We start from the raw sequence: 18,213 nt of genomic DNA on the forward strand, positions 1-18,213 counted from the left end.
ACTTTCATTATAACAAAAGTAGGTGGTTGACGAATCAACCTTGAGATGAATAAAAGACCATACAAAATACCCAGAAAAAAATATAATTATAGGAATATTCAAAACATTTACCTTTTTTATATGTTACTATTTTAATAATCAATTACCTGAACGAAATGAGTAAATAAAACCAGTTAGAGGAGAAGGTCATATGACAATCGGTTCTAAAATCCGCTTTCACAGACTAAAACGAAATTTAACACAAGAAGATTTATCAAAAGGGATTATTTCCGTATCATACCTTTCCAAACTGGAAAACAATCAAGTTACTCCGTCAAATGACATAATTAATTTACTCTGTGACCGATTAGGTGTAAATAATCTTCTTGATACGACTGACCATTTGAACAAACTACTTGAGAAATGGAATCATGCTCTACTGTGGAATAAAACAGAGGACGCCAAGTCTATCAATGAGGTCGTTAAGAAGGACCTTGATCAGACGGATGATCTCATTCCACATTTATTCTATAAGATCCTTTGCTTTCGTGTTCAACTAATTAAAGGGAACCTTCAGAACGCGTTGGATAACATGAAACAGATTCAATCCAACTATAAAGAACTGACCGATGCACTGAAATTCTATTATCACAAATACAAAGGTAACTATTATTATTTGATTAAAGAGTACGATAAAGCCATCGGAGAACTGAAAGAAGCTGAAACCTGCTATGTAATTGGAAATGTGATCAATGAAGAAGAAAGAGCAGATTTATATTATTTATTCAGCCTGGTCCTGACCCGTTTAAGTAGGTACCGATTAGCAATATTCTACGGGGAGAAGTCACTCTCTATTTTCCAGGGGGTCTATTTCCAGAAAAGATGCGCTGAGGTGCATTTGATTTTAGGAATTTGCTATCGGCGTATACGTTATAGCGAAGAAGCGATAAAGCATTATGAGTGGGCCAATTTCATTTCTCAATCCATAGACTATACGTCGTTAAATTCCAAGGTAGAGCAAAACCTGGGATATTTAAAATCATTTATGAACAAGAGCGATGAAGCCATTCAGCATTATTTGCGAAGTATTGAATTGAAAGGATCGGACGAAGAAGGAAAGCTGTACTCTATTCTCTCTCTGGTCAAGGAATATTATAAAAAGAACCAATTTTCCGAGGTGCGTTTCTGGTTACCTAAAGGGTTACACCTTTGCTCAAAAGAAAAGTTCCCCGATAAATTTTATCAATTATCTTATTATCAGTTTGCATTAAATGATTTTCCACAAGGTTTTGAGGCGTTTATGAAGGAATATGCACTCCCCTTCTTTAAAAAAAGCGGATCCCATCTATTATATGCTGAGTATTCTAAATTCCTTGGCCAATATTACCAAGGGGTTAGAAAATATAAATATGCAGCATTTCATCTAAATGAAGCTAATCTCATTTATGAAGAAATGTTAACTGTATAGGAGGTGAAATGATGAAAAAGGTGAAAAAATTATTACTAATCACAAGCCTGACTGCTATGGCACTCTCTGGTGTTGTCGTAATCAACTCCAATGAAGAAGAGTTCCCACCATACTCAGGAAAATTATAAACACAAAGCAATCAGGACTGGCCTATTTTGGACCAGTCCTTTTCAATTGTTCAGCTTATTAGGCAACCCACCCGGGAATAAAGAAGTTCTACATACTTTACGTATACTCCTATCAATCAATTGATTGGAAATTGTAATTATTCAATGAAATTTTCTGAATAAAGAGATATAGTTAGTATTGAATACATATTTTAGGGGGATTTTAGATGAATACATCATTTGAAAGTAATTTAGAAAGATACGCAGATTTAATCGTACAGGTAGGACTAAACGTGCAAAAGAATCAAGAACTTCTGATTTCTGCACCTATTACTGCGTATAAATTTGTTCGACTTGTTACTAAGAAGGCATATGAAGCCGGTGCATTAAATGTACTAACCGACTTCTACGATGAAGAGTTAAAGAAAATCCGCTTAGACAGTTCTTCTGAGGAAGGATTGAAAGCGTTTCCTGATTGGAAGGCAAAGGGATTTATTGAAATGGCGGAAAATAATGTCGCGCTACTAAATTTAGCGGCACCAAACCCTTCACTATTAAGAGATTCAGATCCAAAAAGGGTTGCCATTTTGAACAGAGCTTCCGCTGAAGCAATGAAAGATTTTTCTGCTTATATCGGCGGCGGAAAAATCAGCTGGTTAATAGCGGCATTCCCTACAATCGAATGGGCTCAAACTGTCTTCCCTGAACTCTCTCAGGACGAAGCAATCGATAAACTATGGGAAAACATCTTTTATACAACCCGGACGGATCAGGAGAACACGGTAGCTCTATGGGAATCTCATATTAGTAATCTGAATAAGAACGCCGACCGTTTAAATGAAAGCAAATACAAAAAGCTTCATTATAAAGGACCTGGAACAGATCTTTCCATCGAATTTCACCCACAAACAAAATGGATCAGTGCCCAGTTTACAAATGATCAAGGAATTCCCTTTGTTCCGAACCTACCAACGGAAGAAGTGTTTACAATCCCAGTCAAACAGGGTGTAAATGGGACTGTCACGAGTACGAAACCACTTAACTATAGCGGTACGTTAATCAGGAACTTTTCACTAACATTTAAAGACGGTAAAGTGGTAGAATTTACAGCTGAGGAAGGATATGAAACCCTGAAAAATCTGCTCGAAACAGATGAAGGTGCCTCCTATTTAGGAGAAGTGGCATTGGTTCCTCACAACTCCCCCATTTCTAATACAAACATTATCTTTAACAACACACTTTTTGATGAAAATGCTTCTTGTCATATAGCGCTGGGTAGAGCATTATCAGTGTGTGTGGAGGAAGGCAAAAATATGACGGCGGAACAATTACAGAAAGTAGGTTTTAACGAAAGCATGATTCATGTAGATTTCATGATAGGATCAGCTGAGTTAGACATTGACGGCGAAAAGGAAGACGGAACGATTGAACCTATCTTCAAAGCTGGTGATTGGGTTTAATATTTGATTTAGAAGGAAGAATAATGGTGCAGGCTTAAATAATTTATTTAAGCCTTTTTTTATTGAGGTTTTCGTTCATGGATTGTTTTCTCTCAATCACGCTTTTGGAGAAAAGGGTTACTATTATAAAACCTCGCCACATAATTGGTAAAAGTTACATATAATATGACAAACAAATTTCTTTTTTAACATATTCAATACTTCACGAATCCTTTACAATAGAAGTATACCTTTTTTAAAGGAGCGATTTCCTTGTCGATCAATCACAAACATTCGTTTTTATGGAGTGGCATCATTATCTCTTTCTTCACTTTATATATAATATTTCGCACTACAAATGTACAATCCAGTGAAAAACCCTTAACCGTTGAAGAGAAATATCCCACTGTCTTTGTCCACGGGTACAAAGGTACATATAATTCTTTCAGAACGATGCTGGAACGTTTTGAAAACCAGCATGGCTGGGGTCAAAAAAAATTGGAGATTTATGTGTCAGAGAATGGCAGTGTGGTGTATAAAGGATCTCTTTCCACAAATCCCACTTCACCTCCACTCGTTCAAGTCATTTTTGAAGATAATCGGGCATCATTGGAGAAACAGGCGATTTGGTTAGAAAATGCCATGAAGCTCTTACATCATCAGTTTGACGTTTCAAATGTAAATATTGTTGGCCACTCCATGGGCGGCCTTGCGTCAACAAAATATATTCTAAATACCAGGGATAGCTCGTTTGTCCCCCGGACTCATAAATTCATTACGATTGCCACCCCTTTCCTTGGTGTTACGAAGGATTCCTATGATCAAATCAATACAGGCGCAGCTGTTATAGACTTAAAACCTGAATCACGTGCATTGAAGAAATTATTTCTCAATCGCCATTTAATCCCTTCCGATATAAACGTATTATCCATAGCAGGATCGGGTGATGATGTGGTGAATGTTCAAAGTGCTATAGGCAGTCAATCACTTTTTGAAAAAAACCAATATCAATCCAGGATCGTGTATGATCCATCCATTTCTCATAGCGGACTACATGAAACGATAAAAGTAGACCGGCTTGTAGGAGATCACTTATGGGGTAAATGATCTGCTTCCCTATTCAGATAGTTTTATATCTGAATAGGGAAGTTTTTTAATGTACAGTTGCGTAAACTTCCTTTACGTTCTATACTACACAAGACTAAACCTCAAGGTTAGGATGAGTAGAATGACAAAAGAAAGAATCATTAAAGCAAACCCTAAATACATACAACAATTCCAAAAAGGATTCCCCCTTCTTAATAAAGAAAATGTGACAACATCAATTGAGAATATTCAAGAAGGAGAAGTTCTCAAACTTGTAGACAATAACAATGGCTTTATCGCCAAAGGCTATTCGGGAATACAGAACAAAGGAATCGGATGGCTTCTGAGTTGGAAAGAACAAGAAGCAATTGACAAAGACTTTATCTTTAAAAAGCTTCAAGCTGCCATCAATCAACGTCTTCACTTCTTTTATAGTGAAGATACGACCGCGTTTCGAGTGTTTAATGGTGAAGGAGACGGATTTGGAGGAATCACCATAGACTACTTTGATGGATACTACCTCGTTCAATGGTATTCAAAAGGAGCCTATGCCTTTAAGGAAGAAGTTATGCAAGGGTTAAGAGAATTAACGGATTACAAAGGCATTTATCAGAAAAAGCGATTTGCACAGGAAGGAAAATATGTGGAAGAAGATGATTTCGTTGAAGGAACCCGCCCTTCATTCCCTCTTCTCGTCAAGGAAAATGGCGTTCAATTTGCCATCTATTTAAATGACGGCGCAATGGTAGGGGTTTTCCTTGACCAACGTGAAGTGCGTAAACGAATTCGTGACTCATACTCTGAAGGAAAACGAGTATTGAATACGTTTTCTTACACAGGTGCTTTTTCTGTGTTCGCTGCACTCGGTGGTGCCCTGGAAACAACCAGCGTTGATCTCGCTAATCGCAGTTTAAGTAAGACTATTGAACAATTCAGTATTAATGGGATCGATTACGAAGCACAAAACATCATTGTAGAAGATGTCTTTAAATACTTTAAATATGCCGTAAAAAAAGAACTCTCCTTTGATCTTGTGATTCTCGATCCGCCAAGCTTTGCCCGTTCAAAGAAACATACATTCAGTGCAGCTAAGGATTATAAAGATTTGTTAAAAGAAGCGATTACCATTACTGAAAAAAAGGGTACCATTGTGGCATCCACTAATTGCAGCACCTTCAATATGAAGAAATTCAAAAGCTTTATTGAAACAGCCTTTAAAGAAACCAATGAAAAATATAAAATACTCGAAGAATACACACTGCCGGAAGACTTTAAAACCCTCAGTCAATACAAACAAAGTGATTACCTTAAAGTCGCCTTTATTCAAAAACTATAATGGATAGGGACGGACCTTTAAAGGTCCGTCCCTCCTCCTGTCTTTATATAGAGAAAAGGTGGTAAAATTTCAATTAATGCGTTTAGGTTTATTGTTTCTATAGATGACAGAATAATCTGTCATTATTTCCTCGGAAACCGCATAATGCGACATATCGCTTGAACTTATTGGAGAAAAAGATCGAATAAGGAAGTCTACTGATGAAAAAAGCTGTTTTTCTTGATCGTGATGGAGTAATTAATGAGGTGAAAACAGAAAGAGTGACATTTGTTAATCGACCCGATCAATTTTATTTCCTGGAGGGAGTCCTTGAAGCTATTAAATTATTGACTGATTCCGATTTTCAAGTTTTCGTCGTTACCAACCAGGGTGGAGTTGGGTTAGGATATCTATCTCATGAACAACTTCAATCCATTCACGATCATATGTTAAGGGAAATTGAAAAGGCCGGGGGGTTCATTCAAGAGGTATCCTGTTGTACTCACAAGCCTCACGAAGGTTGTGGGTGCAGAAAACCTGAAGCAGGGATGCTCTTGGACCTGGCAAAAAAGCATGATATTGATATTGGCCAATCGTATATGGTAGGTGATCGCGAGGTAGATATTGAAGCTGGTCGCAAAGCGGGATGCACTACTGTCTTACTTTCAGACAGCCCCTCTCATCTATATAACGCCGATCACATGTTTACTAACTTAATGGATGCTGCTGAGTTTATCCTCACTAATAAATAAGTCTCAAAGGTGCCCCAAACGGGACACCTTTTTTTATCCCATATTTGATTATTAAGTGCTTTCGTGAAGCATTGAATACTTCCATTCAAACTTACATCGGGACATCCGGAAGATCCCGTTTTATCGTTTTCAAAATAGGGAATTCTATGGTAAAGTACTATGGGACTAATGAGAACGGGAGGTATTCGATGAACCAGCAGGAATTATTACAAATTATACGAGATCACTACCCCTTTGATGTTCTGACCACTGAACAGCTAGATTACATTATTTCCGGTTCTAAATACACCACTTTTAAAAAGGGTGAATTCCTTTTTCATGAAGATGAAACGGTAGAAGAACTTGATATATACTTCCTTGTCTCAGGGCTTGCGAAGAATGTTCTCCATCGCTCGAGCGGCAAACAGTATTCACTCCGATTCTATTATCCTGGAGACTTAATCGGGATTATGATTATGCTTACAAGCGGTGAAATGACATTTTCCGTGCAGGCAATAGAGGATTGTACTGTGTTCCGCATTCGAAAGGATCGACTATTGGAGATAATGACCAAGAACAATGACTTTTCAAAGATCATCTTCGAAAGCATTGGAAATCGCATGAAAACATTGTACGATGAAATAAAAGCGAAATCTGCCAATGAATCCGACGACGAAAATATCAACCTGTTTCGAACTAAAGTACATACGTTAATGGATCGCCCCACCTTCATTGACGAAAATGCCACTGTTCTTGACGCAGCCAGAAAGATGAAAAAAGAAGATACATATGGTCTAGTGGTAGTAGATCAAAAGAAACAAATGAAAGGGATTCTTACCCAACATGAAATCCTGTCTTATATTACAAACCCGATAATTAGTGAATCCGTAAAAGACTGGATGAAGAAAAAACCGTTTTGGATTCGTGATGAATCCTTTGCCTATGAAGCCCTTTCTTATTTCAAACATGAAGAAGTGGATTTTGTACCAATCATTCGCAATGATGAAGTCGTTGGGGTTCTGACGAGTACATCATTTCTCAATATACAGGATTCAAATTATTTGGACCTCTCATATAAAATCCAAAAAGCTGTATCGAATGACGAACTCGTAGAGCTGGCAACTGTTAAAAGTAATACCTTTCAACAGTTCATTCAAGATCTACTCCTTCAAGATAGTTTTGGCTACGATATTTGCGAAGTGATCTCAAACTATAATGATCGCCTTCACCGAAAAATCATTCAATTAACCGAAAAAGAAATGCGTCAGGAAGGCTTCGGTTCTGCGCCTATCAATTATTGTTTTATCGTCATGGGCAGTCAAGGCAGGAGTGAGCAAGGCTTTCATACAGATCAGGATAATGGAATCATTCTTGATGATTATAATCACTTGTCCGATCTTAAAAAGGTTGATTTGTATTTCCAGGCATTCACCGAAAAACTCAATTTAAAGCTTGCTGCATGCGGTTTTCCTGAATGTACTGGCGGAATCATGGCGAAGGAACAGAAATGGAAACGATCTTATACTGATTGGAAAAAGGCAATTGATGAATGGCTATATGAAATAGATGCACAGGAAGTTCAAAACATTACGATGTTTTATGATTTCCGCCCCATTTATGGTGATTACTCCATCGCAGAGGAAATTCGAAATTATTTAGCGGAAAAATCGAAACGGTCTCTCAATATGCAACAATTATTAAGAAAAGATGCCCTTCGTTTCAAACTTCCTGTTGGCCCTTTGGGACGAGTCAACCTGAAACCCAGGAATCATTTGTTTAACATTAAAAAGTCGGGGCTTTTGCAAATTGTCAATATGATTCGCATTCATTCGGTAAAATACGGAATTAAAGAAGTCAACACCATAAAGAGGGTTCAAGCATTGAAGAAGATGCAGGCATTCCATCCAAGGGATGCTGAAAATGTAAAAACAGCGATGCATATTCTCCTCACTCTCCGTACAAAGCAAAACCTAATTGAACTTGTAGAAGGAAAACCATTAAGTAATGATATTGATGTACGTACTCTTTCAAAAGAAGATCGTCAGAAATTAAAAGAATCCATCCAGATTGCTAATCGACTTCAACAAGTGATGGAAATTAGTTTTAATAGGAACCGGGTGGTTTAATGAATGATATTGGAATTAATGTGGGTTACCGCATTCTGAAATATTATTTATGGCAGCAATTTTTCTTTCGCTTTCAAGTGAAACGGGAAAAAGAAAAGCTTTCCTACCATAAATTATCTCGTGCCCTAAAAGAGTTTGAAGAAGAAAAACCCACGCTACAACAAAAACATTTATTCGACTGTGACTTTACCATATTCGACCTTGAGACAACGGGCTTTTTTCCGGAGGTAGGGGATGAAATCATCTCGATCGGAGCGGTTAAGGTTAAGGAAGGTAAAGTGCAACGGAGAGATACATTCTACCAGGTCATCAATCCCCTTCAAACGGTGTCGAGGGATACGAAGCGATTTACAGGTCTGAGACGAAAAGACTTTCTGAATGGTGTTACGTTACCTATCGGACTGGAGCGATTTATTGAGTACAGTAAAGGAACGATCTTAGTCGCTCACCCAGCTAGTTTCGACATAAATTTTCTCCAAAAACGGATTTATAAGTGGCAGCTCCCTTCATTTGATCCTGAATATGTCGACTCTTTTTCGCTTGCCAATGGATTATTGGAACGGGACGATTGCTACCTGGACTCCCTTGTAAAACGATTTGACATCGACTACAGGACACGGCATCATGCTCTGAATGACGCTATCATGACCGCCGAAATCTTTGAAGAGCTATTAAAAATCTGTTATCAGCAAGAAGTTCACACGATAAAAGGATTGAATGAGTTTATACTGGAGGAGACAAGCTCGGGCTTTTAATCTGAACTCTTCCCTCCTGATAACTGATTAATGAGAAAAAACGCTTGAGGAAATTACCTCAAGCGTTTTTCTATGTTGATTATCGGATTTGTCCAGTTCCATGCATCATATACTTAACGGTTGTTAACGCTGGGAGCCCCATTGGTCCTCTGGCATGAAGTTTCTGTGTAGAGATTCCAATTTCAGCACCGAATCCCAACGCACCTCCATCAGTGAAACGAGTGGAAGCATTATGATAGAGGGCGGCAGCATCAACGAGCATCATGAATTTCTTCGCTGTTTCTGTGTTTTCCGTGACAATCGCTTCTGAATGCTTTGTACCATATTGTTCGATGTGATCGACTGCTTCATCCAAAGAAGGTACAATTTTCACGGCAATATCCAGACTTAAATATTCATTTGCCCAATCTTCTTCTCCGGCAGGTTTCGCATCTTCAATCGCTTCGACAACTTTTTCATCTCCGTGAATGGATACATTGTGCTCCTTAAGCTTTTCTACAAATGCACTCTTATTTTCTTTAAACCAGTCTTCATGCAAGATGACGGTTTCAGCTGCATTACATACCGCTGGACGGTCTGTTTTTGTATTGATGATTATGTTTAATGCTTTTTCCACTTGAGCTTCTTTGTCAATATAGATATGGCAGTTTCCTACTCCAGTCTCAAGGACAGGTACAGTTGCATTATTAACGACAGCATTGATTAATGCACCTCCACCGCGGGGAATCAGCACATCAATATACTCTTTCATCGTAAATAGCTCACCCGTTGCTTCTCGATCGGTTGTATTAATGAATTGTACTGCATCCTTAGGAATATCCGTTTTCTCAAGTGCTTCATGCATGACATCCACAATTGCTTTGTTCGAGGTAATGGCATTTGAACCACCTTTCAGGACAATGGCATTACCGGATTTTAGTGCTAATCCGGTTGCATCAACCGTTACATTTGGACGTGCTTCATAAATCATTCCAATTACCCCAAGAGGGACTGTTACTTTTTGAACTTGCAGTTGATTTTCAAGAGTCCAATCGGATACTATTTGTCCAGTGGGATCTTCCAGGTCAGCTACTTGACGGAGACCACTTGCGAAATCTTCAACACGTTCTTTTGAAAGTGATAAACGATCCATAAATGCAGCTTCGAAGCCCTTTTCTTTCCCTCTTTCAAGGTCTTTTTCATTTTGCTTTAGTATAGATTCGTAATTCGCCTCTAAATGATCGGCAAGTATATGAAGGGCTTTATTTTTTTGGTCGGTAGTCAGCATACTCAGTGTTTTAGAAGCTTTCTTTGCTAGCATAGCTTGTTTTTTTACATCAGTTTTTTCTATAGTTAAAGTCATCAAATACCTCCTGTTTTTTTGAAAAAGAATTCTACCGGATTGTGCAGGGGAAGAATGAGACAAACTCCTTCTTTTATACTCCTACTGGGATGGGTAAATCAACATGACATACTAGTTGGTCAATTTCGACTGCGATTTGATCAGCTTTGATGTCTGTAGGATTTTTCAGTTGTCCTGAACGGAAATTGACCATTCCCAAACCAATTTCTTCATTTCGATTATCAAGGATTCGCACCACTGCACCTTTATTAAATCGGCCTTTTACAGTATAAATATCATCAATTGTTAAGCTTTCTTTTTGTTCCAGAATACGGTCTTTCGCATCTGAATCGATGGTGATTTCACCTTCGGGACCTGAGTTGAACGCAATCCATTGCTTTTTGGAATCAAGGTTTACGGAATCTTCTGCCGTTTCAAAGTACGTCCCTTTTGCTGTATGTTGGACAGCATCGTAAATAACATCTGAGTTTCCTGATTTACCTAGAAACGCAGGAATTCCAGAAGCCATTGTGATCTTAAATGCATCGATTTTCGATCTCATTCCACCAGTTCCTACAGAACTTCCAGGCTCTCCTGCCATGTCTTCGATATCTTCAGTAATTTCCGTTACGCTTTCTAGCAGTTCAGCATCTGGATTTTTACGTGGATCAGAATCATACAGTCCGTCAATATCAGATAGAATGATGAGTTGATCAGCATCCACTAATGCCGCAACTTTGGCAGACAGGGTATCATTGTCTCCAAATTTCAGTCGATCAACCGTTACTGTATCATTTTCATTGACAATTGGGATGATCCCTCTTTCAAGCAGGACATTGATTGTATTTCTTGCATTGTTATATCGGTCTTCATCAGAAAAATCACTACGAGTGATCAGAATTTGAGAAGCCACGTATCCGTTGGAAATTAACAGATCGGAATACGCTTCAATCAATAGTCCTTGACCAATAGCTGCTGCTGCCTGCTTCTCCGGAAGAGAGCTAGGACGTGTTAAACATCCTAGTTTACGATAACCGGCAGCGACGGCACCTGATGAAACAAGCAATACTTCATGGCCATCATCCTTTAAACGGACAACTTCATCTACAAGGCGTTCCAGTTTTCTACGACTCATTTCTCCATGCAGGCTTGTTAATGAACTACTTCCAATCTTGATTACGATACGTTTCTTCTGATTATTTTGGGACATTCAATCACTCCTAGTAAAAAGGTCCGTCCCACGCCCCTCTTTATGTGTGTAGGGACGGACTTGTATTTCTTGTTTGGTTGGTATTAGTTATTTGGGGTGTTTAGGATTCGATGTTTGTTTAGCTAGTTACTAATTGTTTGGACTGTAAGGATGAGCTTATTTCTTTCGATCGTTTTTCTGCTCCCTTGACAGCTTCTGAGATAGCCTTACCTCCGCCGAACTCTGCTAGTGCATCCAGTCCTGCAGCTGTAGTACCATTTGGGGATGTTACATTCTCTCTAAGTTGAGTTGGTGATTCTTCACGCTCAAGCATCATTTTGGCTGCACCGAAAATGGTTTGAGCTCCGATTTTACGTGCTAATTCAGGATCTAATCCGGCTTCGGCACCTGTCTTTTCAATGTGTTCCATTAAATAGTAAAAGTATGCCGGGCCACTGCCTGCAATGCCCGTGAAAATATCCATCTGACCTTCTTCAATCACGAACACTTCACCAATGCTCGATAATAACGCTTTTGCATTTTCCATATCTTCTCTTGAAGTAAAGCGACCTGCACTTATGGCTGTAGCAGATTCTTTCAACATACTTGACGTATTTGGCATAACTCGGATAACAGGCTGACCTGCAGGTAATTGCTCTTCCATATGAGAAGTAGTGATTCCTGCCAGAACCGACATAATCACTGTATCGTTTCTTACTAAGTGATTAATTGAATCTAATGCTTTATCAATATCCTTCGGTTTCATTGCGAGAATAAGAATATCTATCTCATTAAAGGGTAGATCATCTTTTGTTAAAGCTGTTACATCGTATTTCTCTTTCATTTCCTGAAGTCTTCCTTGATTGCTTCGATTAGAAACAATAATTTGTTCTGATGGGATCTTTCCGCTTTGTACAGTACCTGAAATCATTGCTTCCGCCATGTTTCCTGCACCTAGAAAAGCAATCGTTTTATGTTTTAACAATCATATCCACTCCTCTTCCTACATTATTTTTCGGGTTTTTAATCGTACATTCAATGTTTAAGTTTAATATTAAATATGAAAGAATTGTTTGTTGTTAAATTTCCTGGTTAATGTGTCTAAAAACCTTTGTTGTCGTGTGTTTGTTCACAACGTTTATAATCGTAACATGCTGGTATATGATATCAAGGGCAATAAAGGAAGTAGTTAGGAATTAGCCGAAATACGAAGTGGAAGCGTTATCATTACCATTTATGTTAGTCAGATTCCTTCTAAAGGCTATATATTGGCTCAGAGAGCGTATAATCAGAATTTTTACTTTTGCTTTACTGCTTGAATGAGAGTCGATTTTTCCAACACATACTGTCAGGTCAGTTCTTATCGATGTATTCATTCCTACTTCCCACTCGTCAAAAAAAACCCGTTAAGCATTTTTCAGCTTTACGGGCTTTATAAATTCATTCAGTTGTAACTTCGTCTGAGCTCTTACCATTAAGAAAATCTTTCAGAGCTTGTATATTTTCTTCAAAATTAATATCAAGTACAGATCCTACACCGCTATAGCTGCCAAAACCATACGACCCTTCAACTGGAATGGTGAGCTTATCCATATCACTGCTATTACTCAACAGGATATCTTTAGCGATGGAAATTTGATCAAGCTTACTCATATTTGTCTGAATATAGGGTTGAATGGATCCCGCCATTTTAGGAAGCTTTGTCACTCCACCTATTGAGAGGACCTCATCTTTAAGAGCATTTATGACTTTTTGTTGTCTTTCAACCCTGCCAAAGTCTCCCTCTGCATCAGCACGGAACCTTGCATACCCCAATAATTCTTTCCCATTTAAGTTTTGAACACCAGGCTGAAGGGAAACGCCAATGTTTTCCGACATCGCCTTTTCCACATCCATTTCAATTCCATCAGGTGCCAATACATCAACGGATTGTTCAAATCCTTTGAAGTCGACTACCATGAAATATTGAATATCAATATCGAAGTTGTGTTTGATGGTCTTTCTGAGCAATTCTGGTCCACCTAAATAAAATGCTGTATTCAGCTTATAGTTTTGGTATCCCGGTATTTCAACATATATATCCCTCATAAAGGAAACGAGTTTGGTTTCATTTGTTTTCGGATCGATCTGTGCGAGCATCATCGTATCGGTCCTGGATTTCTCCTCGCCTCTGCTGTCGACTCCCAATAGCAGTACGTTTACCTTACCGTCCTTATCTTTCACACCATTGAATGTATAATCTTCTTGAAGCTTATCGTCTCCAGCCATTTTATATCCGCTATAAAATTGAAACCCTGCATAACCGAGTAAACTAAATATAAGTAATAATAATACCAATATCACTTTTCTTCCGCGTTTTTTCTTTTTAGACTTGCGATCTAATCGTGAATCCATTTCTTCACCTACTTTTATGACATTCATGAATTACTGATGATAGTATGAAATAGTACTCTATTCGAATGAAATTGACAATCAAAGAATCTTGGATGAACTAACACATTTCTCCATACCATTTGAAAGTATATTTTATCACAAATATCCATAAAAGTATTTATTTGTTCCTACCACTGCAAATCGAGTGAATGGAAGAAATCATTTGTAAGGTCTTTTACATCAAGCTCCTCCGCTTTTCTGTATGAAATGATGAATGAAGTAGAAGGCCCGCTGGATTTGTCCAAGTCTTGAGTTGAAGTGACATTCTCTCTTCTTAAAGGCTTCCCTGATAAGAGAGAAAGTTCATGAAGAACGCCTTTAGAGCCGACTGGCATTATATCGATGATAGATGAGTGATGAACACAATTCATAAATAGAGATAATGGAGCGATGAATGTATGTTGGTCTATCACTTCATTTCCTACCAAGGGGGTTCCGATAAGCGCATAAGCAAGATTTGAACAAGAGGAAATGGGACTTTTCTTGTTTCTCATGCCAATACACGTAACTCCAATGGCCGATTGATTAAGACTGATATTCGATTCAGTGCTCCCTGTAATAGGAATACCATCCAGGTTCATTTCACTTAATCCTTTTTTCACACCACTGCAATACTGATCCCATACAGCCTCACTTGTAAAGTTCAGTAATTGAATAGCTTTGAGCCTTGCCCCCACGGCCAAACATTCCATCACTGCTACACGGAAACAGTAATAACCCACTGTCTCAGGATCCGCAAGGACTACATCTTCTTCCTTATTTCCAATCCCTCCGCTGCAATCAGAAGCCAGTATCAGCTCTTCCTGATCTGAAATTGAAATGGATATAACATCTCGAAGCTTGGTCATGCGGTTTCCCCCCTATTCACTTTTGAATGCAGAGGAGGATACAAGAAGTGTGCTACCGTTAAATTAATGAAACTGGCTATTAATAATGAAGGAATAATAGCATAGTAAAATGAAGGATTAAGGATGAATATAAATGGAATTCCTGCTAGTAGACCGTTTCCTATAAAAAACAGAATGGCTGCAAGTACCCTTTTTCCTTTCGCAAACACATATCCAAATATCCATACAAAGAAGGCCATTTCAATAGCAATGAGAACATGAAACGGTCCCAACGGGAAACCAACGTATAAGCTTGATAGTAAGTGTCCTCCCCCTGCAACGATTGCACCCCATCTCCGATTGTAAAGGGATGCAATTAATAGTGCAGGCATACTATCTAAAGCAATCGTCCCAATTACAGCAGGTATCTTTACCATTCCACCGATCGCAGAAAAAGCCATAAACAAGGAAAGTAATAAAAGAGTCCTAAGATTACTTTTCATTTTTTTTCTGAACTTTACCTGTTGAAAATACGTTTGCGCTGCGAATGTATTCAACATCTTTTACATTACAACGATAATTGATCACACGTGCTAAGGCAAAAAAGTAGTCGGATAATCGATTGATATACTGCAATGTCACAATAGGAAAGTCCTCGTCCGTTTTTGAAAGCGAAACCATGATTCTCTCTGCTCTTCTTGTAACCGTCCTAGCTATGTGAATACTTGATGAAGCTTTCACACCTCCTGGTAAAATGAACTTCTCAAGTGGAGGCGCTTCCTTCGTAAACCTATCAATCTTCTCCTCCAACGTCTTGACGGATTGAGTTTGAAGTTTGATTTTTCTATGCTTAGAAACGTTGGATAGATCACCGCCACAATCAAATAGTTCATGCTGAATCGTCTCTAAATCCTGTAGGACATCCTGAAAACGCTCGACATCCAGTTCTGAAACGGCTTGCCCAACAAAAGAATTCACTTCATCCAATGTACCATATGCTTCGACACGAATATCATCTTTATCTACTCTTCCACCGATTAAACTTGTTTGACCTTTATCACCAGTTCTTGTGTAAAGCTGCATACTTACCCTCTCCTTTATCCTTTTAGCGATGTAGCAAGGCCGTACCAAACCAGCCATACTTGCTTAGACATTTTCGCCAGATCTTGATAAACCCATCCTGTCATATCCCGCCATTCCCTGGATAGCTTTTCCATTGGGACAATTCCTTTCCCGACCTCTGAACCTATCCAGATCACTCTACGATCAGGGTCTTCTTCTTCCCACTGCTTTAAGGTTTGCATCAAAATTGTAAAAGACTTTCTGACTTCGGAATCATTATTTAAAATGGTTGATCGAATTCCATACTCAAGTCCCTCTATTACGATGACAGAGTTTGAAAAGTTGATATCATCCAAATGAATCCTTTCTCCACTAAATAATGGAATCCAGGTTGCATCAGTTTCTTTAAGATTAAAATGGGTTTTCACCCATATGCTTTTCCCATTAAAGGAACCTCCCGTAACGAAGTACATGTTTGATTCCTCCAATCATTTTCTGTCTTCCATACCATTTCATACCCTTCTCCATGGTTGACCTTCCATTCCCAAAACGTTCTGTGAACATGTCCAGGAGATAAAGAAGTTAATAGATGTCGAATGACTCCACCATGAGTAATAACGGCGTACCGCTTCCCATTGTGCTCTTCTATCTGGGCAACGATCTGTGCCCAGGCTAAATCGACTCGTTTTCCAAATTGTTCTATCCCTTCTCCATTTGGTGGAGAAATGGATGGGTCCAATAACCATTCTTGATAAGCATTGTCATCCTTTAAGCTCTCATAGGTTAGACCTTCCCAGCCTCCAAAGTGTATCTCTCTTAAAAGGGATGAAGAGATTAATGGAGCATGAGGAAACAGAAAATGAGCGGTTTCTAAACAGCGATTAAGATCACTCGAAAAGCATCGTTCATACTCTTCAAAAAAAGTATTTCGCCTTTTAAGTAATTCGATTCCTTTTCGAGATAAACTGGAATTGGTCCAGCCGAGGTATTTCCCTTTCTCATTTTCCTCTGTTAAACCATGGCGAATACATGCAATAACCATATAGTCATCCATAAAAACAACTCCACTCCCTCTACACTGCCCCCGATTGTATCACCGGACATACCGCCAAACCATTTGATGGATCTAGAATAAACAAAGAAGAATATAGCTAACGTCACCAGGCTGAATAAAGCATAAAAATTAAAGCAATTTAATAAGAAGCTGCCGACTCCACCCAGCAATAAACCAGAAACAATCCATATAAGATCATAACCGGTCACATTCTTTCTGAAACCATATCCCATTCCAGACGTCTGGGCTGCAGGGATAAGGATTATACTCGCCCCCATCACCATTCGACTTAAAAAGGGAATCGACACAAGAATCATACCTATCAAAATAGTGGAATGGGTTTGAAGGATGGTTTCATAAATAAATAAAAACCGTGAAGAAAGCAATACCACCAGTGACAAAACGCCAAAGGCGCCTACCCTCGGGTCTTTCATTATTTCTAATCGCTTTTCCTTATCTCTATAAGAAAAAAAGGCATCACTTGCATCCATATAGCCATCTAAATGAATACCGCCCGTTAATACGATTGGCAATACCCAAATAAAGAATGATATACCTAAAGGGCTTATGTGCGTAAAAGAATTTAGAAAAACATATCCTCCTACAAGAAACACACCTACAAATAAACCTAACAGTGGAAATGTCCGGACCATCCACTTCATTTCCCTATTCCCTATTGAAAATTCTTTACAGATCGGCAGAATCGTAAAAAACTGCAGGTTAAGGAGAAAGCTTTTAAATAGGATCATGAGGAAACCGTCCTTCCTCATTCGGACCCCTCTTTTTCACAACTGGGATTCCCACCGTCATTTCAATTGCCACACATGCTTTTTTCACCATTCTTATGTGCAATGCACCAAGCCGTTTCTGGAAAGTAAGGATATCCTTTGAATCAATTGGAAGGTCAGAAACCAATTCATTGCTAACCAGGAACAGTACATCAACTTTATTTAGCAACTGTACGATAGATTGATAGATTTTCTCTTCTATATATTGACTTTTCTCCTCATTACTATCATACATCTCATTTGTTAAAAGAGTCGTGAGGCAGTCCAACAGTACAACGGAGTGTTGAGGAATTTGGTTGATTATCCTTTCAATTGAATTGGGACATTCAATCGTCGTCCATTCCACAGCAGACGCTTGCCGGTCCTGCTGGTGTTTCAAGATTCTTTGCTCCATCTCCCTGTCAGTGTTTACTCCACAAGCAAGATAGACCAATGGAACGTTTGACTTCTTCTTCTCAATTGCCCATTTTTCAGCAAAAGAGCTTTTGCCGCTTCTAACCCCTCCGGTAATAAAATATAGGGCTCCCAAGCCG

At 38.7% G+C, this 18,213-nt stretch carries 18 protein-coding genes; 7 read left to right on the plus strand and 11 right to left on the minus strand.

Annotated features, from left to right (window positions below; genetic code table 11):
* Positions 1–190 precede the first annotated feature (190 nt).
* The 7 genes from FZC88_RS05800 to FZC88_RS05830 all read left to right on the plus strand — a co-directional run bounded on the left by FZC88_RS05800 (position 191) and on the right by FZC88_RS05830 (position 9,006).
* On the plus strand, positions 191–1,447 hold the full coding sequence (locus FZC88_RS05800; RefSeq protein WP_148993993.1) for a helix-turn-helix transcriptional regulator: 1,257 nt from the start codon (positions 191–193) through the stop codon (positions 1,445–1,447).
* 334 nt (positions 1,448–1,781) lie between these two features.
* Positions 1,782–3,014 carry an aminopeptidase gene (locus FZC88_RS05805; protein WP_148993994.1) on the plus strand — a complete coding sequence of 411 codons (1,233 nt, stop codon included), beginning with the start codon at positions 1,782–1,784 and terminating at the stop codon, positions 3,012–3,014.
* A 252-nt stretch (positions 3,015–3,266) separates the two neighbouring features.
* Positions 3,267–4,100 carry an alpha/beta hydrolase gene (locus tag FZC88_RS05810; protein ID WP_187443508.1) on the plus strand — a complete coding sequence of 278 codons (834 nt, stop codon included), beginning with the start codon at positions 3,267–3,269 and terminating at the stop codon, positions 4,098–4,100.
* A gap of 121 nt (positions 4,101–4,221) precedes the next feature.
* Positions 4,222–5,415 carry a class I SAM-dependent rRNA methyltransferase gene (locus tag FZC88_RS05815; RefSeq protein WP_148993996.1) on the plus strand — a complete coding sequence of 398 codons (1,194 nt, stop codon included), beginning with the start codon at positions 4,222–4,224 and terminating at the stop codon, positions 5,413–5,415.
* A gap of 200 nt (positions 5,416–5,615) precedes the next feature.
* Complete coding sequence (locus tag FZC88_RS05820) at positions 5,616–6,146, plus strand: D-glycero-alpha-D-manno-heptose-1,7-bisphosphate 7-phosphatase (protein WP_148993997.1); 531 nt, start codon at positions 5,616–5,618, stop codon at positions 6,144–6,146.
* Positions 6,147–6,334: 188 nt separating this feature from the next.
* Complete coding sequence (locus FZC88_RS05825; RefSeq protein WP_148993998.1) at positions 6,335–8,251, plus strand: DUF294 nucleotidyltransferase-like domain-containing protein; 1,917 nt, start codon at positions 6,335–6,337, stop codon at positions 8,249–8,251.
* Positions 8,251–9,006: a 3'-5' exonuclease gene (locus FZC88_RS05830; RefSeq protein ID WP_148968863.1), complete on the plus strand. Its 756-nt coding sequence runs from the start codon at positions 8,251–8,253 to the stop codon at positions 9,004–9,006. The genes FZC88_RS05825 and FZC88_RS05830 overlap by 1 nt, the downstream gene beginning before the upstream one ends.
* Positions 9,007–9,085: 79 nt before the next feature.
* On the opposite strand, the gene FZC88_RS05835 is transcribed toward FZC88_RS05830, so the two are convergent.
* From FZC88_RS05835 to FZC88_RS05885, 11 genes are all read right to left on the minus strand, one after another.
* A complete protein-coding gene (locus FZC88_RS05835) occupies positions 9,086–10,348 on the minus strand; it encodes a glutamate-5-semialdehyde dehydrogenase (RefSeq protein ID WP_148993999.1) in 1,263 nt (420 codons plus the stop codon).
* Positions 10,349–10,421: 73 nt separating this feature from the next.
* Positions 10,422–11,537 (minus strand): glutamate 5-kinase, encoded by a 1,116-nt coding sequence (gene proB / locus FZC88_RS05840; RefSeq protein ID WP_148994000.1) that lies wholly within the window; start codon positions 11,535–11,537, stop codon positions 10,422–10,424.
* A 118-nt stretch (positions 11,538–11,655) separates the two neighbouring features.
* Positions 11,656–12,501, minus strand: coding sequence for a pyrroline-5-carboxylate reductase (proC, locus tag FZC88_RS05845; protein ID WP_148994001.1), 846 nt, complete (start codon positions 12,499–12,501; stop codon positions 11,656–11,658).
* 455 nt (positions 12,502–12,956) lie between these two features.
* Entirely contained in the window at positions 12,957–13,910 is a 954-nt protein-coding gene (locus FZC88_RS05850) for an LCP family protein (RefSeq protein ID WP_148994002.1), read from the minus strand.
* 167 nt (positions 13,911–14,077) lie between these two features.
* A complete protein-coding gene (locus FZC88_RS05855) occupies positions 14,078–14,797 on the minus strand; it encodes an ATP-binding protein (RefSeq protein WP_148994003.1) in 720 nt (239 codons plus the stop codon).
* The gene (locus tag FZC88_RS05860) at positions 14,794–15,279 is read right to left on the minus strand and encodes an ECF transporter S component (RefSeq protein ID WP_148994004.1); all 486 of its coding nucleotides are present in this window, start codon (positions 15,277–15,279) and stop codon (positions 14,794–14,796) included. The genes FZC88_RS05855 and FZC88_RS05860 overlap by 4 nt, the downstream gene beginning before the upstream one ends.
* Complete coding sequence (locus FZC88_RS05865; protein WP_148994005.1) at positions 15,269–15,859, minus strand: cob(I)yrinic acid a,c-diamide adenosyltransferase; 591 nt, start codon at positions 15,857–15,859, stop codon at positions 15,269–15,271. Before FZC88_RS05865 ends, FZC88_RS05860 begins: the two co-directional genes overlap by 11 nt.
* Before the next feature lie 14 nt (positions 15,860–15,873).
* A complete protein-coding gene (locus FZC88_RS05870) occupies positions 15,874–16,311 on the minus strand; it encodes a bifunctional adenosylcobinamide kinase/adenosylcobinamide-phosphate guanylyltransferase (protein WP_148968855.1) in 438 nt (145 codons plus the stop codon).
* Positions 16,263–16,892, minus strand: coding sequence for a histidine phosphatase family protein (locus FZC88_RS05875; RefSeq protein WP_148994006.1), 630 nt, complete (start codon positions 16,890–16,892; stop codon positions 16,263–16,265). Before FZC88_RS05875 ends, FZC88_RS05870 begins: the two co-directional genes overlap by 49 nt.
* The gene (locus FZC88_RS05880; RefSeq protein ID WP_187443509.1) at positions 16,850–17,641 is read right to left on the minus strand and encodes an adenosylcobinamide-GDP ribazoletransferase; all 792 of its coding nucleotides are present in this window, start codon (positions 17,639–17,641) and stop codon (positions 16,850–16,852) included. Before FZC88_RS05880 ends, FZC88_RS05875 begins: the two co-directional genes overlap by 43 nt.
* Positions 17,628–18,209, minus strand: a complete 582-nt coding sequence (locus tag FZC88_RS05885) for a bifunctional adenosylcobinamide kinase/adenosylcobinamide-phosphate guanylyltransferase (protein ID WP_187443510.1) — start codon at positions 18,207–18,209, stop codon at positions 17,628–17,630. Before FZC88_RS05885 ends, FZC88_RS05880 begins: the two co-directional genes overlap by 14 nt.
* Positions 18,210–18,213: the final 4 nt, after the last annotated feature.

The organism is Rossellomorea aquimaris, from assembly GCF_008180865.1.
Taxonomy (GTDB): domain Bacteria; phylum Bacillota; class Bacilli; order Bacillales; family Bacillaceae_B; genus Rossellomorea; species Rossellomorea yichunensis.